We start from the raw sequence: 19,679 nt of genomic DNA on the forward strand, positions 1-19,679 counted from the left end.
TTTCTATTATGTTGCATAAATAGTAAGTGCCATGCAATTATTGTTCAGACAAATATAGGGATATTTTTTTGAGCTATTTTTTGAGAAGAATTGTCTTGAAACTCGCTGTGTTTTTACAACTTTAACCATTGTAGAAACTATGCAAACCAATTTTTTACTTACTTTTATGATCGAAAATAAAATAAACTCAAACTATGAAGATTTTTTCAAATATAATCTTATCAGGCTCCATGCTTGTGTTAGCATCGACTGTGCAAACGGTACATGCCCAAAATAAATCAGTAAAAATGACCAATCCATTATTACAAAAAAGTGCCTTGCAATATCAAGCACCCAACTTTAGTTTAATTAAAGACGAAAATTTCAAGCCAGCTTTTGAGTATGGTTTAGCAGTGCACGATAAAGAAATAAAAGCAATTGCAGACAATTCAGCAAAGGCTACTTTTGAGAATACGGTGCTGGCATTGGAGACTTCTGGAGTTGATTTAAAAAGAGCAACTAGTGTTTTTTACAACTTAACAGGATCAAATACTAATCCCACTTTGCAGGCTTTACAAGCAGAATATGCGCCTATTTTTTCAGCACATAGTGATAAAATGTATTTGAATACTAAATTATACAATCGTTTTAAAGCTGTTGATTTGAATTCTCTTAAAGGCGAGGACAAGAAATTGACAGAATATTATTTGCAAGAATTTGAACTAGCAGGTGCTAATTTATCTGATGGCGATAAAGAAAAAATGAAAAAGATTAATGAAGAGCTAGCGAGTTTAGGGACTTCATTTGGAAATAAGTTATTAATAGCGCGTAAAAATGGGGCGGTTCTTTTTGATAGCGCTACAGAGTTAGATGGTTTGAGCGCTAATGAAATTGCTGCTGCAAAAGCAAAAGCGACTGAGGCGGGTCATGACGGTAAATATTTAATAGGTTTGTTAAATACTACGCAACAGCCATTGCTACAAAGCTTAACAAATAGAGCGACTAGAGAAAAACTATACAAATCGTCGTGGTCTCGTGCTGAGAAAAATGATGATGGTGACACACGTGAGGTCTTAGAGCAAATGGCAAAATTACGTTTGCAAAAAGCAAACTTAATGGGTAAAAAGAATTTTGCTGAATGGAAAATTCAAGATCAAATGGCACAAACACCTGAGCGAGCAATGGATTTATTAGCAAAAATTGCTGGTCCTGCAGTTGCAAAAGCGAAGGTTGAAGCTTCAGAAATCCAAAATCTAATAGACGATCAAAAAGCAGGTTTTAAATTAGAACCTTGGGATTGGAACTTTTATTCAGAGCAAGTTCGTAAAGCTAAATATGACTTAGATGAAAGCGAAATCAAGCCTTACTTTGAGTTAACAACAGTACTTGAAAAAGGAGTTTTCTTTGCTGCAAAAAAAATGTACGGAATTACCTTTAAAGAACGTAAAGACTTACCTGTTTACCACCCAGATGTAGTGGCTTACGAAGTATTTGACCAAGACGGAAAATCAATCGCTATTTATTACCTAGATTTCTATACTAGAGACAATAAAAATGGTGGTGCATGGATGAGTAATTTTGTTGATCAATCGCACTACTTAAAACAAAAACCAGTAATTGTAAATGTTTACAATTTTGCTAAACCTGTCAACGGAAATCCTTCATTAATTAGTTTTGATGATGTAACCACAATGTTCCACGAATTTGGTCACACTTTACACGGTTTGTTTGCAAATCAAAATTACGTTAGTCTTTCTGGTACTGCTGTGCCTCGTGACTTTGTTGAATTTCCTTCTCAAATTAATGAGCACGCTGCACTAGATCCAGAAGTATTGAAAAATTATGCAATACACTACAAAACTAAGGTAGGTATTCCACAGGAATTAATCGAAAAAATTAAAAAAGCAGAGACTTTCAACAAAGGCTATGATGTTACTGAGCTTTTAGCTGCTTCAACACTAGATATGGCTTGGCATACGGTAAGCAACGAAGCTGATTTTAAACCAGCATTGGTTTTTGAGAATGAAGCGCTTACAAAATATGGTTTACTAGTAAATGAAGTTCCTACAAGATACCATACACCTTATTTTGCACACATTTGGTCAGGCGGATATTCTGCAGGTTATTACGCATATACGTGGTCTAAAACACTAGATTACAATGTATATGACTGGATGAAAGCTAATGGTGGTTTAACTAGAGAAAATGCTGAAAGGTTTAAAAAATACATTTTATCTGTTGGTAACAGTGTGGATTTAAACAAAGCTTTTGAAGAATTAATAGGTCACAAAATGGAGATCGAACCTTATTTAAGAAATGCAGGTTTATCAGAAAAATAGATAGCAGCAAGAATAATCTAAATGGCATTCATCACGAGTGCCATTTTTTTTGTGCTTATTTTTCAGGAGCTATTTCCAGCTTTCCACTCTATCTTTTCTTGCTTAAAGACAGCAATAAAAGGATGCCGCTGCAATCTGGGCTAGAACCTACATTTCTCGAGAGTATCTAGGCTAAGCAAATTGTAAAGTTTTCCTAAAGTCTGTTTAGACCAAATCTTTCTGCTTAATTTTACAATCGCAATGACAATAACGAGCTTTATGAAATTAAAATACTTCTATATACTTCTCCTCATCAGCTGTGCTTCATTTGCTCAGCAAGAGAAATTACAGTGGCTAGACCTCAATTTAACAAATTACGATTATCCATATCCCGTACATTATATCACTTTAAATGTACAGCAGCAGGAACTTAAAATGGAATATATGGATGTCAAACCTGAGAATTTCAATGGTAAAAGTGTCCTTTTATTGCATGGTAAAAACTTTAATGGAGCGTACTGGAAAAGAACTATCGATGCCTTGACTAAAAAAGGTTTTAGAGTGGTGGTTCCTGACCAAATTGGTTTTGGAAAATCAGATAAACCAGATAATTTTCAATACACATTCCAGCAGTTAGCTGAGAATACAAAACAAATTTTAGATACGTTAGGAATCAAGAAAATCGCAGTTCTAGGACATTCGATGGGTGGAATGGTTGCGACGCGTTTTGCATTGATGTATCCTGAGGTAACCGAAAAACTAATTTTAGAGAATCCTATTGGCTTAGAGGACTGGAAATTAAAAGTGCCTTACAAACCAGTAGATTGGTGGTATGAAAACGAACTTAAGCAAAGTTATGATCGCATTAAAAAATACCAATTAGATAGTTACTATGACGGAAAGTGGAAACCAGAATATGACGAATGGGTAAATTTATTAGCGGGTTGGACTTTAAATTCTGATTTCGATAAAATTGCTTGGAATGCTGCTTTAACTTATGATATGATTTTTACACAGCCAGTAGTGTACGAATTTCAAAATATTAAAGCACCTACTTTATTAATTATAGGAACAAGAGATAGAACGGCTTTAGGAAAACCATTAGTATCAACAGAGGTACAAGCTACAATGGGATTGTATGCCAATCTAGGTAAAGAAACGCAAAAGAAAATTCCAAATGCTAAATTAGTTGAGATTCCTAATATCGGGCACATGCCACATATCGAGAGTTTTGACAAATTTATTACGCCATTAATAGATTTTCTACAAAAATAAAAATAGAAGAATACCCTAGCGATTTTGTTGAGGAATCACCAGTAAAGAAAAACGTAATGGATAAATTTCAAGTAGGGAATTACCATTGCATTTATTTAATTAAATAACAGAAATTATGAGTAAAGAAAATAACAACGCAAGCTTACAAGCAACATTAGACCAAGCTAAGAATGCATGGGAAGCAAAAGCTCCAGAACAAGTTAAAGAAATATATGCTGACGGTATTGCTGATGTGACCCGCCAGAATGTAGTTGCTAATTCTAAAAAGAATAGTGATAAGGCACCAGATTTCACACTTACAAATGCAACTGGAACAGCCGTTTCATTGAGCGAATATCTTAAAAAAGGACCGGTAGTTTTGACATGGTACCGCGGTGGATGGTGTCCTTACTGTAACATGACACTACACTATTTGCAAGAGCAATTACCTACAATTAAATTAAAAGGTGCAAATTTATTAGCATTGACTCCTGAATTGCCAGATAAATCAATGTCAACTGCTGAGAAAAACCAATTACAATTTGAAGTATTAAGTGATGTTGGTAACAAAGTAGCACACGACTACGGGATCGTTTTTAAATTGACTGAGGCAGTTGCTGAATCTTATCAAAACGGTTTTGACTTGCACGGTTACAATGGGGATGAATCTAATGAGTTACCTCTTGCTGCTACCTATGTAATTGATCAGGACGGGACGATAGTATATACTTTCTTAGATGCTGAGTATAGAAATAGAGCAGAGGCAAAGGATATATTTGCCGCATTAGATGCTATTAAAAAATAAAATACATAGCTGAACATAATAGATACCCTCAAAAGGAATTTGCTTTTGAGGGTCTTTTATTTGCGTGTTATGGCATGCTGGAAAATAAAAATCACAAAAATATAGATCGTTTTATTACGCAATGAATTTATCAAAAAAGAATGTCTTATTTATGGCAGCGGCTACAGGTTTAATAGTAGCCAATTTATATTACTGCCAGCCGTTAATAGTTTTAATAGCAGACGAATTTAATATACCCCATGCTGATGCTGGGACAATCACATACCTTACTCAAGCAGGCTACGCCATTGGTTTATTTTTTATGGTGCCGCTTGGTGATAAATTAGAGCGTAAAAGCCAAATCATGTACACCACATTTGCATCAGTCATTGCCTTGATTATTGCTGCAACAGCACAAAGTTACTTGATTCTAGAGATTGCTTCACTCTTAATAGGAATCACATCAATTGTACCACAACTTATTTTACCATTGGCAGCAGCACTAAGCGCACCTGAAGAAAGAGGAAAAGTGGTAGGAACAATCATGAGTGGTCTACTGGTAGGGATCTTACTGTCAAGAACCTTGAGTGGTTTTATTGGCGAAGTATTAGGATGGCGTGCTATGTTCTGGATTGCTTCAGGGCTTTGTTTGCTTTTGTTCTTTATTATAAAAAAACAATTTCCATATAACAAACCCGTTTTCAATGGCTCATACGGCCAATTAATTAGTTCGCTATTTACTTTGATAAAGGAGCAACCGTTGTTAAGAGAAGCAACTTTGATTAACGTTTTTAGTTTTGCTCAGTTTGGTGCTTTCTGGACCACTATGGTATTGCTACTCTCTGCAGAACCTTTCAATTTTAATAGTGCAACCATTGGATTGTTTGGTATTGTAGGAGCGTCAGGAGCATTAGCAGCGCCGCTGGTTGGAAAACTAGGAGATAAAGGGAGTTCTAGAGTAGCGGTTGGTTACGGTTGTATGCTAATTGCGTTGAGTTTTGCAGTTTTCTACTTCTCTGGTTCTAGTGTTGTGGGAATCGTTGTGGGAATCGTTTTAATCGATATCGGTTTACAAGGAGTACATATTTCAAATCAAACCCGAGTATATTCGATACTGCCTGAAGCTAGAAATAGAATGAATACCGTTTTTATGTCATTTAGCTTCTTAGGAACTGCAGCTGGATCAGCTTATGGACTCTTCTTATGGCAATACGCAGGATGGCATGGTGTAACACTAGGTTGTTTGTTATTATCAGCAATGGCCTTAGCAGTCTATGCTTTCACGTACAAATCAAAAGCAAAACGCGTACAAAGTGTTAAAGGATAAAAAATTAATTTGTAAATTTGCAATTCAATAAAAATAAATAAAGATGGAAAACGGAATATATGCTAAATTCAACACTGCAAAAGGTGCTATTTTAGTAAAATTAGAGCATGAATTAACACCAGGAACTGTAGGTAACTTTGTTGCTCTTGCAGAGGGAAACATGGAAAACAAAATCAAACCTCAAGGGCAAAAATTCTATGATGGTTTAAATTTTCATAGAGTTATTCCTGATTTCATGATTCAAGGAGGTTGTCCTCAAGGAACTGGAACTGGAGATCCTGGATACAAATTTGATGATGAATTTCACCCAAGTTTAAAACATGACAAACCAGGAATTTTAGCTATGGCTAATTCGGGACCTGGAACTAATGGTTCTCAATTTTACATCACTCACGTACCTACTTCATGGTTAGATGGTAAACATACTGTTTTTGGTCATGTTATCGAAGGACAAGATGTTGTTGATGCAGTTGCTCAAGGTGATAAATTAGAATCTCTTGAAATTGTAAGAGTAGGTGAAGAAGCTCAAAAATGGAATGCTATCGAAGCTTTTGTTGGATTAAAAGGAGCTCGTTTAAAAAAACAAGCAGCTTTAAAAGCAGAGTCTGAAGCAAAAATGGAAACATTGGCAGCAGGATTTGAAAAAACAGAAAGCGGATTGCGTTACCAATTTATTCAAAGAGGTGATGGAAAACAAGCAGAAACTGGTAAAACAGTTGCTGTACACTATGAAGGATCATTAGAGTCTGGAAAAGTATTTGATTCATCTTACCCAAGAAAAAAACCAATCGAATTTAAATTAGGTCAAGGACAAGTAATCGAAGGATGGGATGAAGGTATTGCTTTACTTAAAGTAGGTGATAAAGCTCGTTTTGTTATTCCTTCTGATTTAGGATATGGACCAGCAGGTGCAGGAGGAGTTATTCCACCTAACGCTACCTTGATTTTTGACGTAGAATTAATGGACGTTAAATAGTTTTTATCTCTTGATTTTAAGTAGTTTCACTTGTGTTTCTACTTTATTTTCGAAAATAAAAATAATACCTTAATAAAAACGCCTCGAGATTTATCTTGAGGCGTTTTTTTATACCATTTTCACAAGTGGGCTACTGGTTTTAGGCAATTGTTAACTGTGTGTTAAAAGCTGCTGTAAATACCTACTTTGTTAATCATACGGTAATCTACACTTAATTTACATTCGATCATTTAAAAATACTTTTGATGCAATTAAATTATTAATTTAAACAGTATCAAAAACGATGAACTTTAAGCATCTCTTTACAGTATTAGGAATTCTATTTGCCTTCACAATGAACGCTCAAAACAAGGCAGTTTTATCAGGAACAGTCAAAACAGATCAAGGGAAATTAGTAAAAGGAGCTACAGTTAAAATAGTAGGATCAGATACTAAAACGATTGCAACTGAAGACGGTAAATTTACCTTTGAAAATCTCGTTCCTCAAGAGTACAGCCTATCGATTACATTTAAAAATTATTTTCCTTTAGAAAAAACGATTACGCTTACAAGCGGACAAAATAGTATGGATTTTACCTTAGATGAAATTCCTTCCATGCTTGAGGGAATCGTGGTAACTGCCCAAAAAAGAGAGCAAAAAAATAAAGATGTGCCTATTGCAATTACGTCTTACGGGAATGAATTTATAACAAAGCAAGGGACTTTTGAATATGATGCCTTGTCTGATTTTGTACCTGGTTTTCAAGTGCAAATTCAAAGTGTGAATAATCCTGGTGTGGTAATTAGAGGAATTACTAGTGATAGTGGTGATTCTCGTGTTGAGCCTAGGGTTTCTATCTTTCAAGATGGAGTTTCTATTAGTAAATCGAGAGGTTCAGTTGTAGAATTGTACGATGTCGAGCGGGTAGAAGTACTTAAGGGACCTCAAGGAACATTATTTGGGCGTGGAGCACAAATAGGGGCCATGCATATTATTCAAAATAAAGCTAAAAATGAAACTTCGGGATCTTTAAAGGTAGGTTACGGAAATTTCAATCAAGTTTTAACAACCGCATATTTTAATACCCCATTGATAAAAGATAAATTGTTTATTAGGGCAGCTGGAATCTACAACGGTAGAGACGGATATATTGAAAACCGCTCTGGTGGCGATTTAAACGGCAAACAAACACTAGCTTTTAGAACGGCTTTAAAATATGTTTATTCGAATAATACTAAGATTGACGTTATTGCAAACTGGCAAAAAGATACTCCTCCAGGAACTTCTTTTAAAAGCGGAAGATTTGCTCCATTAGGAGGAGATTTGAGTCCGAATAGTTTTGCTGATTTAGAGAGAGGAAATGAATTAGGTGTTGATAGAACAGTTCAGGGAATTACGGCAATCATCAAACATAAAATAAATAGCAACTGGGATTTAACTAGTACTTCGGCTTATAGAGATTTCGCTTCTGATGAAGCTTTTGATGCAGATGGTACAGCGGCTCCAGCTCTTTATTTTAAAGAAGTAGCTGATGGAAAACAAATTAGTCAAGAACTGCGTTTTAATTTTGATAACAGTTCAAAATTTAGAGGTTTCTTTGGTGGTAATTTCTTTGCCGAAAAAGGGAAACAATATGTTCCATGGTTTGTAAACGAGCAAAGTTTTGCCATGCTTCTTTTAAATCCTTCAAATTTTGTGGTAAACGGTGTACCACAATTTTTACCAAATATCCCTAATGATCCGGCAACTTTTGGTCCAGCAGCCGGCCTTCCTTTAAGTGCTAGTAACTTTGAAGGTAATACAAATTATTCTAAAAATGCTTCAGGAGATATTTTTGCAGATGGATCTTATGACCTAACATCAAAATTTTCTATTACAGCAGGATTGCGCGGAACGTGGGAAAATAGTAATGCTGGCTACCGCGTGCAAAATGCTACAACAGCATCAAACGCAGGATTTTTAACGGGAGCGTATCCTAACAGCCTTTTTGTAGGAACTAATGGCGAGCGAATTGAGGCAAACAAGAATTTTTTATCTGTAGTGGGAAGGTTTGCTCTAAATTACATGCTTAATGATAACATCACACTGTTTGGAACAACTTCTAGAGGACGCCGACCAAATGTGATTAATATTACTGCAGCAAATACTAAAATATTAGCAAATGAGATCGTATGGTCTTATGAAGTGGGTGCAAAATCATTATTTTTAAATAACAGCTTGCAGTTTGATGTTAATGCGTACATTTATAACTACTCTAATTTTCAAACTAATGTGACTACATTTGTTGATGGTGTTTTTCTATCGACGACCCAAGATAGTGGTAATGCCTCTTCTTTTGGTTTTGAAGCTGCTTTTCAATATGCTCTTTCAAGACATACTAGTTTCTTTGCAAATTATGGTTATATCGATGCCTCATTTGATGACGAAGATGCTAATGGAAACAAGCAGGCTCTTGCTGGAAATACCTTTAGATTAACACCTAAACATTCTGTATCTGCCGGGCTGGATCTTAATATAGCAGTAAATAAAAGTACAGAGTTCTTTTTTAGACCGTCTTATACTTACAAGTCAAAAGTGTTTTTTGAAGAGACTAATTTGCCAAATATTTCACAGGCAGGATATGGAATGCTTAATTCTAGAGTTGGCTTTATTATTAACAAAAAATATGAACTTAATTTTTACATGAATAATATCTTTGATAAAAAATTCATTGTAGATGCTGGAAATACGGGTGGTGCATTTGGTATACCTACATTTATCGCAGGACCACCAAGATTATTTGGTGTGCAAGCTTCAGCAAAATTTTAAAGAAATCTAGGAACACATTTAGTGACCTACTAAAGCAACAACAAAATGAAAAAATACTTTTTAGCCTTTGCCTTTGTAAGTTTGTGCAGCAGCATAGCAACTAGTCAAGAAATTGCAATCAATGAAAAACTGTCAAATTTAGATCATATAATCGCTGTAAATGAAGCTAAGGTAAAAGGGATAAAACCTGATAATGAAGCCAAAATTATTTGGGCTGATGCCAAAGTGTACAAGAAAACTGATATTGCATTTGTCTACCTGCACGGTTTTGGAGCAAGTAGTAGAGAAGGTGAACCGGTGATGAGCATGCTAGCTAAAAAATACCATGCTAATGTGTATATGTCTCGTCTCAAAGAGCATGGAATAGACAGAGAGAATAGCTTTGAATATCTTACACCTGAAAATTATATTGCTTCTGCTAAGGAGGCTGTAGCTATAGGAAAACGACTTGGTAAAAAAGTAATAGTGGTAAGTACGTCTACAGGAGGTACTTTAAGTTTAACTCTTGCCGCGCAAGATAAAGAGATTGATGGTCTAGTTTTATATTCTCCATTTATTGATGTCATTAATCCACAAAGCACTGGAATATTGACTAAGGAAGGTAAAGAAGGATTTATTAAAATGAACGGAGGACCGGTACAAATTCAAAAAAGGGAAGGGGAAGAGGCAAAATACTGGAGTACTGCTTACCATGTAGATGGTTATGTGGCACTTATAAAAATGCTCAAAGATAACATGACAGTAGCTACATTTAATAAAGTTACTTGTCCCGTATTTGTAGGTTACTATTATAAAAATGAGAAAGAGCAAGATCCTGTTGTGTCTGTTCCAGCAATTTTAAAAATGTATGAAGAACTAGGAACAAGCAAAGACAAGAAAAAATTAATGGCTTTTCCTGAAACAGGAAATCATGTTATAGCCTCTGATTTGCGTTCAAAAGATTGGCAGTCTGTATACGATCAAACAGTAGTTTTCTTAAACGGAATTAATTTAAAATAAAATGAAGAAAATCATCCTGATTGCCTCGATAGTTGCTTTTTCTAGCTGTAGTAAAAAACTTGTTGATAACAGTAGCGTAGCTACAAATACGGCTAATAAGACCTATAGCTTCGAATTGCAAGGGCATCGTGGAGCTAGAGGATTAGCGCCTGAGAACACAATAGCTGCCTTTCAAAAAGCGCTTGCTCTTAATGTCAATACACTAGAATTAGATGTTGTGGTTACTAAGGATAAGCAATTAGTGGTGTCTCATGAACCTTGGCTTAATGCTAAAATCACCTTAGATCAGGCTGGGAAGCATGTGACAGAAGAACAAGCTTTAGCTTATAATATTTATCAACATAATGTTGCTGATGTACAGTCTTATGATGTAGGGAGTTTGGGAAACGCATTGTTTCCTGAGCAAAAGAAAGAGAAGGTAAGTAAGCCATTATTATCAGCAGTATTTAACATGGCTGAAAAAACGAATCCTAACATACTTTATAATATCGAAATTAAGAGTACTGTTGAAGATGAGGAAAAAGGGTACCAACCTACAGTGGCAGAATTTTCAGATTTATTGGTGAGTGAAATAAAGAAATCTATTCCAAAGGAACGCGTGGTTATTCAAAGTTTTGATACACGTGTGTTACAATACTTGCACACAAAGGATCCTGAATTTACATTATCATATCTAACCTTTGAGAACAATTTTGCAAAAAACATTGAGTTATTAGGATTCACACCACAAATATACAGTCCGTACTACGTTTTGCTTAATCCTGATGAGGTTAGTAAAATGCATTTAAATAAGGTGAAAATAATTCCATGGACTGTAAATACCGCTGCCGAAATGCGTGAGCTACTAGAGATGGGAGTGGATGGTATTATCTCAGATTATCCTAATTTGGCACTGCCACTAAGGAAGTAAAAGGTTTGTTTAATTTTTTTTTTATTAAAGCGTCTCGAAATTTATTTTTTGGGACGCTTTTTTATTCGAATAAAAATTAGCACTACTTCCACTTAATACCACAGCCTATGCTTGGTTTTTGTTCCTTGTTTAAGCTGCGATTGTATAAAACACTGTCGATGGCACCACGTAAATCATTTCCGCTAAGGGGGATTCCGTTTCCAGGGCGACTATCATCTAGTTGTCCTCGATACACTAAGACGTCTTGATTGTCAAATAAATAAAAATCAGGGGTGCAAGCTGCGTGGTATGCCTTAGCTACATCCTGTGTTTCATCATATAAATAGGGGAATTCAAAATTATTTTCAAAAGCATACTCTGTCATCAATTTAGGAGCGTCTTGCGGGTAATTAATCACATCATTACTACTAATAGCAATGACTGCTAGTCCCTGCACACGGTAATCATTTGCAATCATGATTACCTCGTCGATTACATGATGAACAAACGGACAGTGGTTACAAATAAAAAGTACTAGAGTTCCTTTTTCCCCTTTTAAATCAGCAAAAGAAAACCAGGCGGTTTCAGAAGTGCGATCATTCAAAAAGAATTCAGGTGCTTTTGTCCCTAACGGAAGCATATTTGAGGTGGTTCTAGCCATTTTAAATTATTTAATTGTGAACTTTAAAGTTACTAAAAATCGATTGCTTTTACGCTAAAATGACTATTTTTAGTTTGTAACGCATAAATAAATCTCCAAATGGAAAATAATATAAGTTGGCAAGAATTCGAAAAAATAGAAATGCGAGTAGGAACTATTTTAGCAGTAAATGATTTTCCTGAAGCTAGAAAACCTGCATACCAACTAACCATTGATTTTGGAATCGAAATAGGTATATTAAAGTCATCTGCTCAAATCACTAAGCGGTATTCAAAACAAGAATTGGTACATCGCCAAGTTGTAGCTGTTGTTAATTTTCCTAAAAAACAGATTGGAAAATTTATGAGCGAATGTTTGGTTTTAGGAGCAGTAGGGAAGGAAGCTGAAGTGGTATTATTAGCACCTGATTTCAAAATCGAAAACGGATTACGAATAGGTTAAAATGTTTTGTAGCTTTCGCCAAAGCGTGCTTTCTAAGAATAATTACTTGTACAATTATTCAATAAAAATGTGCTGACGAGCTACCTGAGTATCAATAATTCTAAGGCTATTCAATTAATCGATAGGTAGGCTTTTAATTTGTCCCCATTCGGTCCATGAACCATCGTAAACAGCTTTTGAATTATTGTCTCCTACAATTTCGTAGGCCATCAAATCAATACAAGCGGTAACGCCTGAACCACAGCTAAAATAGATTGGTTTATTATGTTGAGGTAAAACTGTAAGCAACTCTTCCTTAGATAAAAAGTGACCATCACGAAGCACTGTTGTGTATGGAATATTTATCGATCCAGGAATGTGACCGCTTCGTAATCCAGCTCTTGGCTCTTGCGTCTCTCCTAGAAAGCGATCGTTTGATCGGGCATCAATTACTGTGGCTTCCTTTGTTTGAATGTTTTCTAGAATCTGCTCTTTGGTTTTAAAGAAATTCGGCTTAAATTTTGATTCAAAATTTCCTTTTTCATATACTCGATTCTCACTAGTTTCTAACGGCAGATTTTCTTTTGCGTAAGCAGGAAGGCCACCATCTAGAACCCAGACATCCTCATGTCCCATAATGGTGAACAACCACCAAGCGCGCGGACTAGAATAAATACCAAGACTATCGTAAATCACTAGTTTGCTATTGCTATTGATACCAAGCTGTTGTGCAGCAGCAGTAAATTGGTCAGCGGTAGGGAGCGTATTGGGTAATGGATTTGTAGTATCGCTAAAATCGTTCTTCATGTCAAAAAAACGGGCGCCTTTTATTTGTATTCCTATAAATTGTGACGCTAGCTGAGCTTGGTTCAGCTGCTGACTTGCATCAAGAATAATTAATCTTGGGTCTGCTAAATTTGATACAAGCCATTTTATAGATACAATTGGTGTTTTCATTTACGCTTTTTTAAAAACCTTTTTGTCATAAATATAGGAAACAACTAGCAATATCATTGCTGCTAAAGCTGTTAGATGACCGCCATCGTTAGCAATGATATGCGCACTGAAAGCCAAAATAAAATCAAAAAAGAAACCAGCATAAGCCAATTCTTTTAAGAAAGTAGATTTCTTAGTTAAAATAGCCAGAACACCTACTATTTTAGCGAAAGCCAAAGGATAAATAATGTAGGTAGGATACCCCAAACTTTTAAATATTCCTTCGACCATGACGGTGTTAAAAAGGTACATTCCAGCAGACATGCACATTAGTAAAGACAGTAATATTGTTGAGGTCCAATATATGATTTTATTCGTCATAGCGATTTTGAGAATTTTTTTTATAAATTTTAATCCATGCAATATAGGGTTTAAGTTAGGTGTTTTTACATCTTTTGTACCATTTATAAATTTCGATCCACAAAACAGATATGCCGCTTACGGTAATGCATAGTAATAATTGATTGCTATTTAATGGGATAACTTCAAAAAATGTTGCGACGGGATTGACATATATAATAAGACCTAGCATTAATAAAGTGAAAGAATTTACAAAAACCATCATGTTATTTTTATTTTTTAAAGATGTAAATAACGAGTAGTAGAAGGATCGATTCACTAATGATAAAAGAATATTGGCTAATACCATGGTCGTAAAAATTAGTGTGCGTGTTGTATTTTCATCAGCTCCATTATGAACGCTGATTTGGTATAAAATTAAGATTCCAATAGTGATGATAAGTCCCTGAATGATGCTTATTCCCATTTCCTTTATAGACAAGAACGTCGTGCTTAAATGCCGGGGTTTTTGAGTCATACTATTTTTTTCTATCGCTTCGTTTTCATAAACAATAGAGCACATTGGGCCCATTACTAATTCTAAGAATATGACATGTACTGGAGAGAAAATATCTGGATAGGTCCAATCAAGAAATAATGGCAATGAGACGGTAAGTATGATTGGGATGTGGATAGACACTATATATTGTACAGCCTTTTTTAAATTAGTATAAATGCGACGTCCAGCAGCTATTGCTACAATCATTTTAGATAAATCATCATCAACCAATATTAAATCTGCGGCTGTTTTAGCGATTTCGGTTCCTTTTTTCCCCATGGCAATCCCTATGTGAGCTGCCTTTAAAGCAGGGCCATCGTTTACGCCATCACCAATCATGGCGACTACCTGGTTATCATTTTTAAGCGACTTGACTACTGCTAGTTTAGCTGCTGGAAACATACGAGTTAACAAGGTGTTTTTATGGATGCTTAGTAAGCGATTCACCTCATCTAATTTCATGAATTCACTTCCTTCAATTATAAATTCAGGATTCTTAATACCAGCCATGGTCGCAATTGCTTGCGTGGTGACACTGTTGTCACCTGTAATTACTTTGACTTGGATGCCGGCTTGGTAAAATTGGTCCATTACTTTCTGGATATTCTCTTTTGGTGGATCGTAAAAAATTACCAGTCCTACAAAATAAAAAGGGAGCTCTTGTTGATGAGCCGGGAAATTGCCTCCTACAAAATGTGATTGTGCTACACCCAGTATGCGGTAGCCTTTAATAGCAAGTGCCGCAATCGTTTTTTTTATAGTTTTTTTCTCAGGCTCAGTTAAGTTTGAAACTTCTAAAATAGCCTCAGGAGCTCCTTTTGCAGCAATTATACGATTGCCTGTACGATTTTCAAAAACATGTGTCATCATAGGTGGCTTACCGTCTAATGGGTACTCATGCACCATAGTATAATCACTTTGCTGGTCGTTTAGAGTTGTGGCTTTATATTCTAGATGTAAGCTCTGCTCCATGGGGTCAAAAGGAACAGGTTCACTTGCCCACATAGCGATTTCAATTACTTTTATTGCAGCATCAGTGTGAAAATTTTCTTTTTCGAATAATACATTGCTTTCATAATTATAGACAGATTGTAAGCTCATTTTATTCTGGGTGATTGTACCCGTTTTATCCGTGCATATAACGGTCGCGCCTCCAAGAGTTTCAACAGTTCTAATTTTTTTGACTATGATACCTTCTTTCATTAATCGCCAAGATCCTAATGCCATGAAAGTTGTAAAAGCGACTGGAATTTCTTCAGGTAGTATAGATATTGCTAATGTCAAGCCTTTAAGTAAGCTATTTAATAGGTCATTAGTTTTCCAGAAATAGACTCCCCAAACTAAAAGGAATATGATTATACCAATTATAGCCATTCCTTTTACAAATTTTTCTATTTGTAGCTGTAGTGGCGTAGGTTCTTCTTTTATGGATAAAATAGAATGACCTAGTTTGCCTATTTCTGTTTTTAAGCCTATATGAGTTGTTTTGTATACTGCAAGTCCTGAGGCTACTAATGTGCCGCTATAAACTGTTTTATTGCCATTTTTTTCAGATTTAAAGACAGCATAGGGTTCTCCCGTTAAAGCAGATTCATTTACAGAAAAGTCGTTGCTATGCACAATTTCTCCATCGGCATTGATTGTGTTTCCTTCCTCTGCAATTACGAGGTCATTTATTACAATCTCTCGCGTGGGAATTTCGATAACTAAACCATTACGCAAAACGCTACTTAATGGCTCGTTTAGTTTTTCTAATGCTTCTAACGCCGTTCTACTGCGACTATCTTGAAAAAACGAAATTCCGGAGACAGCAAATATTGCAGCCAACATGAATAAAGCTTCGCTGTTTTCGCCTAATATAAAATAAATCACAGCAACTGCAATTAAAAGTAATAGCATAGGCTCTTTGAACAAGTCAATGAGCGCTAGCCACCATTTATATTGTTGTTTCTGAATTTGTTCATTAGTGCCAAATTTAGTTCTTGAGACCAGCACCTCCTTATCAGTTAAGCCAATAATGCTTGCTGGGATATTGATTTCTTTAGCCATGTAATACGTATTTATTCACATTCAAATATAGGCTATTTAATTGCTTTAATATATGATAGTTATCAGTGTAATATGATGATTATTAGTTAGAAATTATTGTAAGAATTGATAAAAAAAATACCTGAAAACTAAATCTTCAGGTATTTTAAATAAAGTATGATTGTGAGTTACTTTTCAGCTTCAACTGGCTGCGCTTGGTGTAATACCATCTGTGGAAACGGAATTTCGATGCCTTCTTTATCAAAAGCAGCTTTAAGACGTTTGCGCAGTTCTCCGGTTACTTCCCATTGTTTACTAGGAAGTGTTTCGCCTAATATTTTCATCATTATAGCTGAATCTGCAAAGTCATTTACTCTCAAGAACAATGGTGGCGCAAGGATTGACGTTTTCCACTCAGGGTCATTTGCTAGATCGTTCCCCACTTTGTTGATAACTGTAATTACTTGTTCGAGGTTAGAATTGTAGCTTACACCCATGTCTAAATTTATTCGGGAGAAATCCTTTGATAAATTGGATACTTTCTTGATTTCCCCATGAGGAATGTGGTGTACGGTGCCATCCATATCTCTAAGGGTTGTTTTACGAAGGCTTATCTCTTGAACTGCGCCACTAGCATTGTCAAAGCTAACAACATCACCTATGCGGTACTGATTCTCTAGAATTATAAACAAACCGCTTATAATGTCTCGTATTAAATATTGACCTCCAAATCCAAAAGCTAAACCTACAATACCAGCTGCGGCTAAAATAGGAGCAATCTCAATGCCAAATTCCTGTAGAATCATCAAAGTAGCCATGATGATTAAGGCAATTTGAGCCGTTGTTGTAAATATTTGGATTAGTGTATTTTCTCTTTTTTCCTCTGCTTCTGGAGAACTAAAATGATCCGGTCTAACGGCTATTTTGACTGCTTTAGCAATAAATTTAGCGAGTACTTTATGGATTATAAGTGCAACGATAATAATAAAAATAATTTTTACTCCGCTTGTAAGCAACCACGGAACAATTAATTCGCTGTATTTTTCTAAGCTTTTTTCAAAAATCTCTTTCATGTTGTTTTCGATTAAAATTACAAAAGTTGTGTAAAGTAAAAAGCCCTAAAAACCGTTAGGTCTTTGGACTTTAAAGTGTATTAATATGTTTATTAAATTTTAAATGTCATCAAAATTGATGTCAGTGAAGCTTGAAATACTTGGTATTGCTTCTTCCATTTCGACTTTTTCAAGAAGATACTCTTTTTTGAAATCCTTTTGATGTCTTTCTGATATTACTTCTTCGCCTTTGTGATTAAGCACATAAGAGGTCATGTCGTTTAATATTTCTGAAAATGATGCAAAATCTTCTTTGTATAAGTAAATTTTATGCTTTTTAAAATGAAAAGAACCATCCTCTTCGGTGAATTTTTTACTTTCAGTAATCGTAATGTAATAATCATCAGCTTTTGTAGCTCTTACATCAAAAAAGTACGTTCTTCTTCCTGCACGTAAAACCTTAGAAAAAATTTCTTCTTTTTCTAATATATCATTTTCTCTCATAATCCGTTCTATCAATTAATGGTTGTTAAGTAGTAACCAAAAATCATAAAAATTAATGTATTACACAACAATTAAAGCAATTCTTTTTCTGAAAGTTGCTTGAGGTATAAGGATGCATAATAGCCTTCTTCATTTAGTAATTGATTATGAGTTCCTTGTTGGATAATCTTACCGTCTTCAAGAATAATTATTTTATTTGCATTCTTGGCAGAAGAAACACGATGGCTGACAATTATCGTGGTTTTGTCTTTACATATTTCGAATAAATTATTTAAAATAGTTTCTTCGGTTTCTGTATCTACTGCTGATAAACAGTCATCAAATAATAAAATTGGAGGGTTTTTTATGATTGCTCTTGCAATAGAAACACGTTGTTTTTGTCCTCCTGACAGAGTAATGCCTCGTTCTCCAAGTACTGTGTCGTATTTTTTATTAAAGCCCATGATGTTGTTATGCACCACTGCACTTTTAGCAGCAGCCATAACCTCTTCATCTGTAGCATCTTCTTTACCAAATTTTATATTGTTCTTGATAGAGTCAGAAAATAAGAAAGCATCTTGTGGGACGATACCAATATTATTACGCAAGTCGTTTAAATTCAAACTTTGTATGCTGTTATTGTCGATTTTAATACTTCCATCTGTAACATCGTATAAACGCGAAATTAAAGATAAAATACTTGATTTTCCAGAGCCAGTTTTACCAAGAATAGCAAGAGTTTCTCCTTTTTGTACTGTAAAAGATATGTTTTTTAAAGCGGTAATATTAGTATCGGCATAAGTGAAGCTTACATCGTTAAACGATATGGCACCGTCGATAACAGAACGCTCTGGATTGTTGTTTTGAATTTCGGGTTGGATTTTTAAAAACTCATTCAATCTTTTTTGGGAAGCCTCAGCCTCTTGCACCATTGATGAAACCCATCCTAAAGATGCAACAGGCCATGTAAGCATGTTTACGTATAAGATAAACTCAGCGATCGTACCTATACTTTGAATCGTTCCATCGATATACATCAATCCTCCAAAATATATTACCACCAAATTACTAATCCCTATAAGCGCTAGCATCAGGGGACCAAACAACGATTGCACTTTAGCAAGATTCAAGCTCTTGCTTTTACTCTCATTAGCAAGATTCACCATGTTGTTGCTGTGTTGCTGCTCTAATGAGTAGGCTTTTATTACACGTAACCCCGAAAATATCTCTTGTGAAAAACTAGAAACTTTAGAAAGGTATTGCTGGAAGATAGTACTTCGTTTATTGATCTCAGTACTTAATTTAAAAATACCATAAGACAATAGCGGTAGCGGCAGTAACGTGTAAGCAGTTAAACGCGGTGACACATTGTACATATAAATGATTACGATAGCAAAACGAATGATGGTATTTATACTGTACATCACTGCAGGACCTACATACATTCTTACCTTAGAAACGTCCTCACTAATGCGATTCATCAAATCTCCTGTTCGGCTTTGCTTATAAAAGTTTTGACTCAGATTTTCATACTGTCTAAAAACTTCGTTTTTTAAATCAAATTCGATATGACGAGACATAACAATTAATGTTTGTCGCATCAAGAATGTGAGTATTCCTGCAACAATTGTTGTGGCAACAATTAGTAAAACATTCGAAATTAACTCTTCTCTAATGACTGTTGTGGAGACCGTTTTATCTTTTGAAAACTGCTCAATAACCTTAAATGATTGGCTGATTAATTTAGGAGTAAACAGCATGAAAATTTGAGCAATGATTGTAAATAAAATACCTAGTGAAAAACTGTATTTGTACTTAACGAAATATTTATTTAAATAACTTAGTTCTTTCATTTTTTTGTGAAATTCTCTATTGAAATTGATGTTC

Annotated in this window: 16 protein-coding genes; 9 read left to right on the forward strand and 7 right to left on the reverse strand. The window is 35.1% G+C overall.

What is annotated here, in order from left to right:
* Positions 1-194: 194 nt before the first annotated feature.
* The 8 genes from HNQ00_RS12095 (at position 195) to HNQ00_RS12130 (ending at position 11,335) form a co-directional block, all read left to right on the forward strand.
* Positions 195-2,318, forward strand: coding sequence for a M3 family metallopeptidase (locus HNQ00_RS12095; RefSeq protein ID WP_173838763.1), 2,124 nt, complete (start codon positions 195-197; stop codon positions 2,316-2,318).
* A 258-nt stretch (positions 2,319-2,576) separates the two neighbouring features.
* On the forward strand, positions 2,577-3,572 hold the full coding sequence (locus HNQ00_RS12100; RefSeq protein ID WP_173838764.1) for an alpha/beta fold hydrolase: 996 nt from the start codon (positions 2,577-2,579) through the stop codon (positions 3,570-3,572).
* Between the two features lie 115 nt (positions 3,573-3,687).
* Positions 3,688-4,356 carry a peroxiredoxin-like family protein gene (locus HNQ00_RS12105; protein WP_173838765.1) on the forward strand — a complete coding sequence of 223 codons (669 nt, stop codon included), beginning with the start codon at positions 3,688-3,690 and terminating at the stop codon, positions 4,354-4,356.
* A gap of 121 nt (positions 4,357-4,477) precedes the next feature.
* Positions 4,478-5,662, forward strand: coding sequence for an MFS transporter (locus tag HNQ00_RS12110; protein WP_173838766.1), 1,185 nt, complete (start codon positions 4,478-4,480; stop codon positions 5,660-5,662).
* A gap of 43 nt (positions 5,663-5,705) precedes the next feature.
* The gene (locus HNQ00_RS12115; RefSeq protein WP_173838767.1) at positions 5,706-6,638 is read left to right on the forward strand and encodes a peptidylprolyl isomerase; all 933 of its coding nucleotides are present in this window, start codon (positions 5,706-5,708) and stop codon (positions 6,636-6,638) included.
* A gap of 283 nt (positions 6,639-6,921) precedes the next feature.
* The gene (locus tag HNQ00_RS12120) at positions 6,922-9,426 is read left to right on the forward strand and encodes a TonB-dependent receptor (protein ID WP_254598516.1); all 2,505 of its coding nucleotides are present in this window, start codon (positions 6,922-6,924) and stop codon (positions 9,424-9,426) included.
* A gap of 45 nt (positions 9,427-9,471) precedes the next feature.
* Positions 9,472-10,425 carry an alpha/beta hydrolase gene (locus HNQ00_RS12125; protein WP_173838768.1) on the forward strand — a complete coding sequence of 318 codons (954 nt, stop codon included), beginning with the start codon at positions 9,472-9,474 and terminating at the stop codon, positions 10,423-10,425.
* 1 nt (position 10,426) lies between these two features.
* On the forward strand, positions 10,427-11,335 hold the full coding sequence (locus HNQ00_RS12130) for a glycerophosphodiester phosphodiesterase family protein (protein WP_173838769.1): 909 nt from the start codon (positions 10,427-10,429) through the stop codon (positions 11,333-11,335).
* 82 nt (positions 11,336-11,417) lie between these two features.
* Here HNQ00_RS12130 and HNQ00_RS12135 read toward each other — a convergent pair whose 3' ends face one another.
* A complete protein-coding gene (locus tag HNQ00_RS12135; protein WP_173838770.1) occupies positions 11,418-11,975 on the reverse strand; it encodes a thioredoxin family protein in 558 nt (185 codons plus the stop codon).
* Between the two features lie 99 nt (positions 11,976-12,074).
* On the opposite strand from HNQ00_RS12135, the gene HNQ00_RS12140 reads away from it, so the two are divergent.
* Entirely contained in the window at positions 12,075-12,416 is a 342-nt protein-coding gene (locus HNQ00_RS12140; RefSeq protein WP_173838771.1) for a tRNA-binding protein, read from the forward strand.
* Positions 12,417-12,530: 114 nt separating this feature from the next.
* Here HNQ00_RS12140 and HNQ00_RS12145 read toward each other — a convergent pair whose 3' ends face one another.
* From HNQ00_RS12145 to HNQ00_RS12170, 6 genes are all read right to left on the reverse strand, one after another.
* Positions 12,531-13,352: a sulfurtransferase gene (locus tag HNQ00_RS12145; protein ID WP_173838772.1), complete on the reverse strand. Its 822-nt coding sequence runs from the start codon at positions 13,350-13,352 to the stop codon at positions 12,531-12,533.
* Positions 13,353-13,712 (reverse strand): DoxX family protein, encoded by a 360-nt coding sequence (locus tag HNQ00_RS12150; protein WP_173838773.1) that lies wholly within the window; start codon positions 13,710-13,712, stop codon positions 13,353-13,355. It lies immediately after the preceding gene.
* 55 nt (positions 13,713-13,767) lie between these two features.
* The gene (locus tag HNQ00_RS12155) at positions 13,768-16,278 is read right to left on the reverse strand and encodes a cation-translocating P-type ATPase (RefSeq protein WP_173838774.1); all 2,511 of its coding nucleotides are present in this window, start codon (positions 16,276-16,278) and stop codon (positions 13,768-13,770) included.
* Between the two features lie 167 nt (positions 16,279-16,445).
* Positions 16,446-17,330 carry a mechanosensitive ion channel family protein gene (locus HNQ00_RS12160; protein WP_173838775.1) on the reverse strand — a complete coding sequence of 295 codons (885 nt, stop codon included), beginning with the start codon at positions 17,328-17,330 and terminating at the stop codon, positions 16,446-16,448.
* A gap of 99 nt (positions 17,331-17,429) precedes the next feature.
* Positions 17,430-17,813 carry a PUR family DNA/RNA-binding protein gene (locus HNQ00_RS12165; protein ID WP_173838776.1) on the reverse strand — a complete coding sequence of 128 codons (384 nt, stop codon included), beginning with the start codon at positions 17,811-17,813 and terminating at the stop codon, positions 17,430-17,432.
* Between the two features lie 71 nt (positions 17,814-17,884).
* Positions 17,885-19,645: an ABC transporter ATP-binding protein gene (locus tag HNQ00_RS12170; protein WP_173838777.1), complete on the reverse strand. Its 1,761-nt coding sequence runs from the start codon at positions 19,643-19,645 to the stop codon at positions 17,885-17,887.
* Positions 19,646-19,679 lie beyond the last annotated feature (34 nt).

Source organism: Flavobacterium aeripolare, assembly GCF_013294025.1.
Taxonomy (GTDB): domain Bacteria; phylum Bacteroidota; class Bacteroidia; order Flavobacteriales; family Flavobacteriaceae; genus Flavobacterium.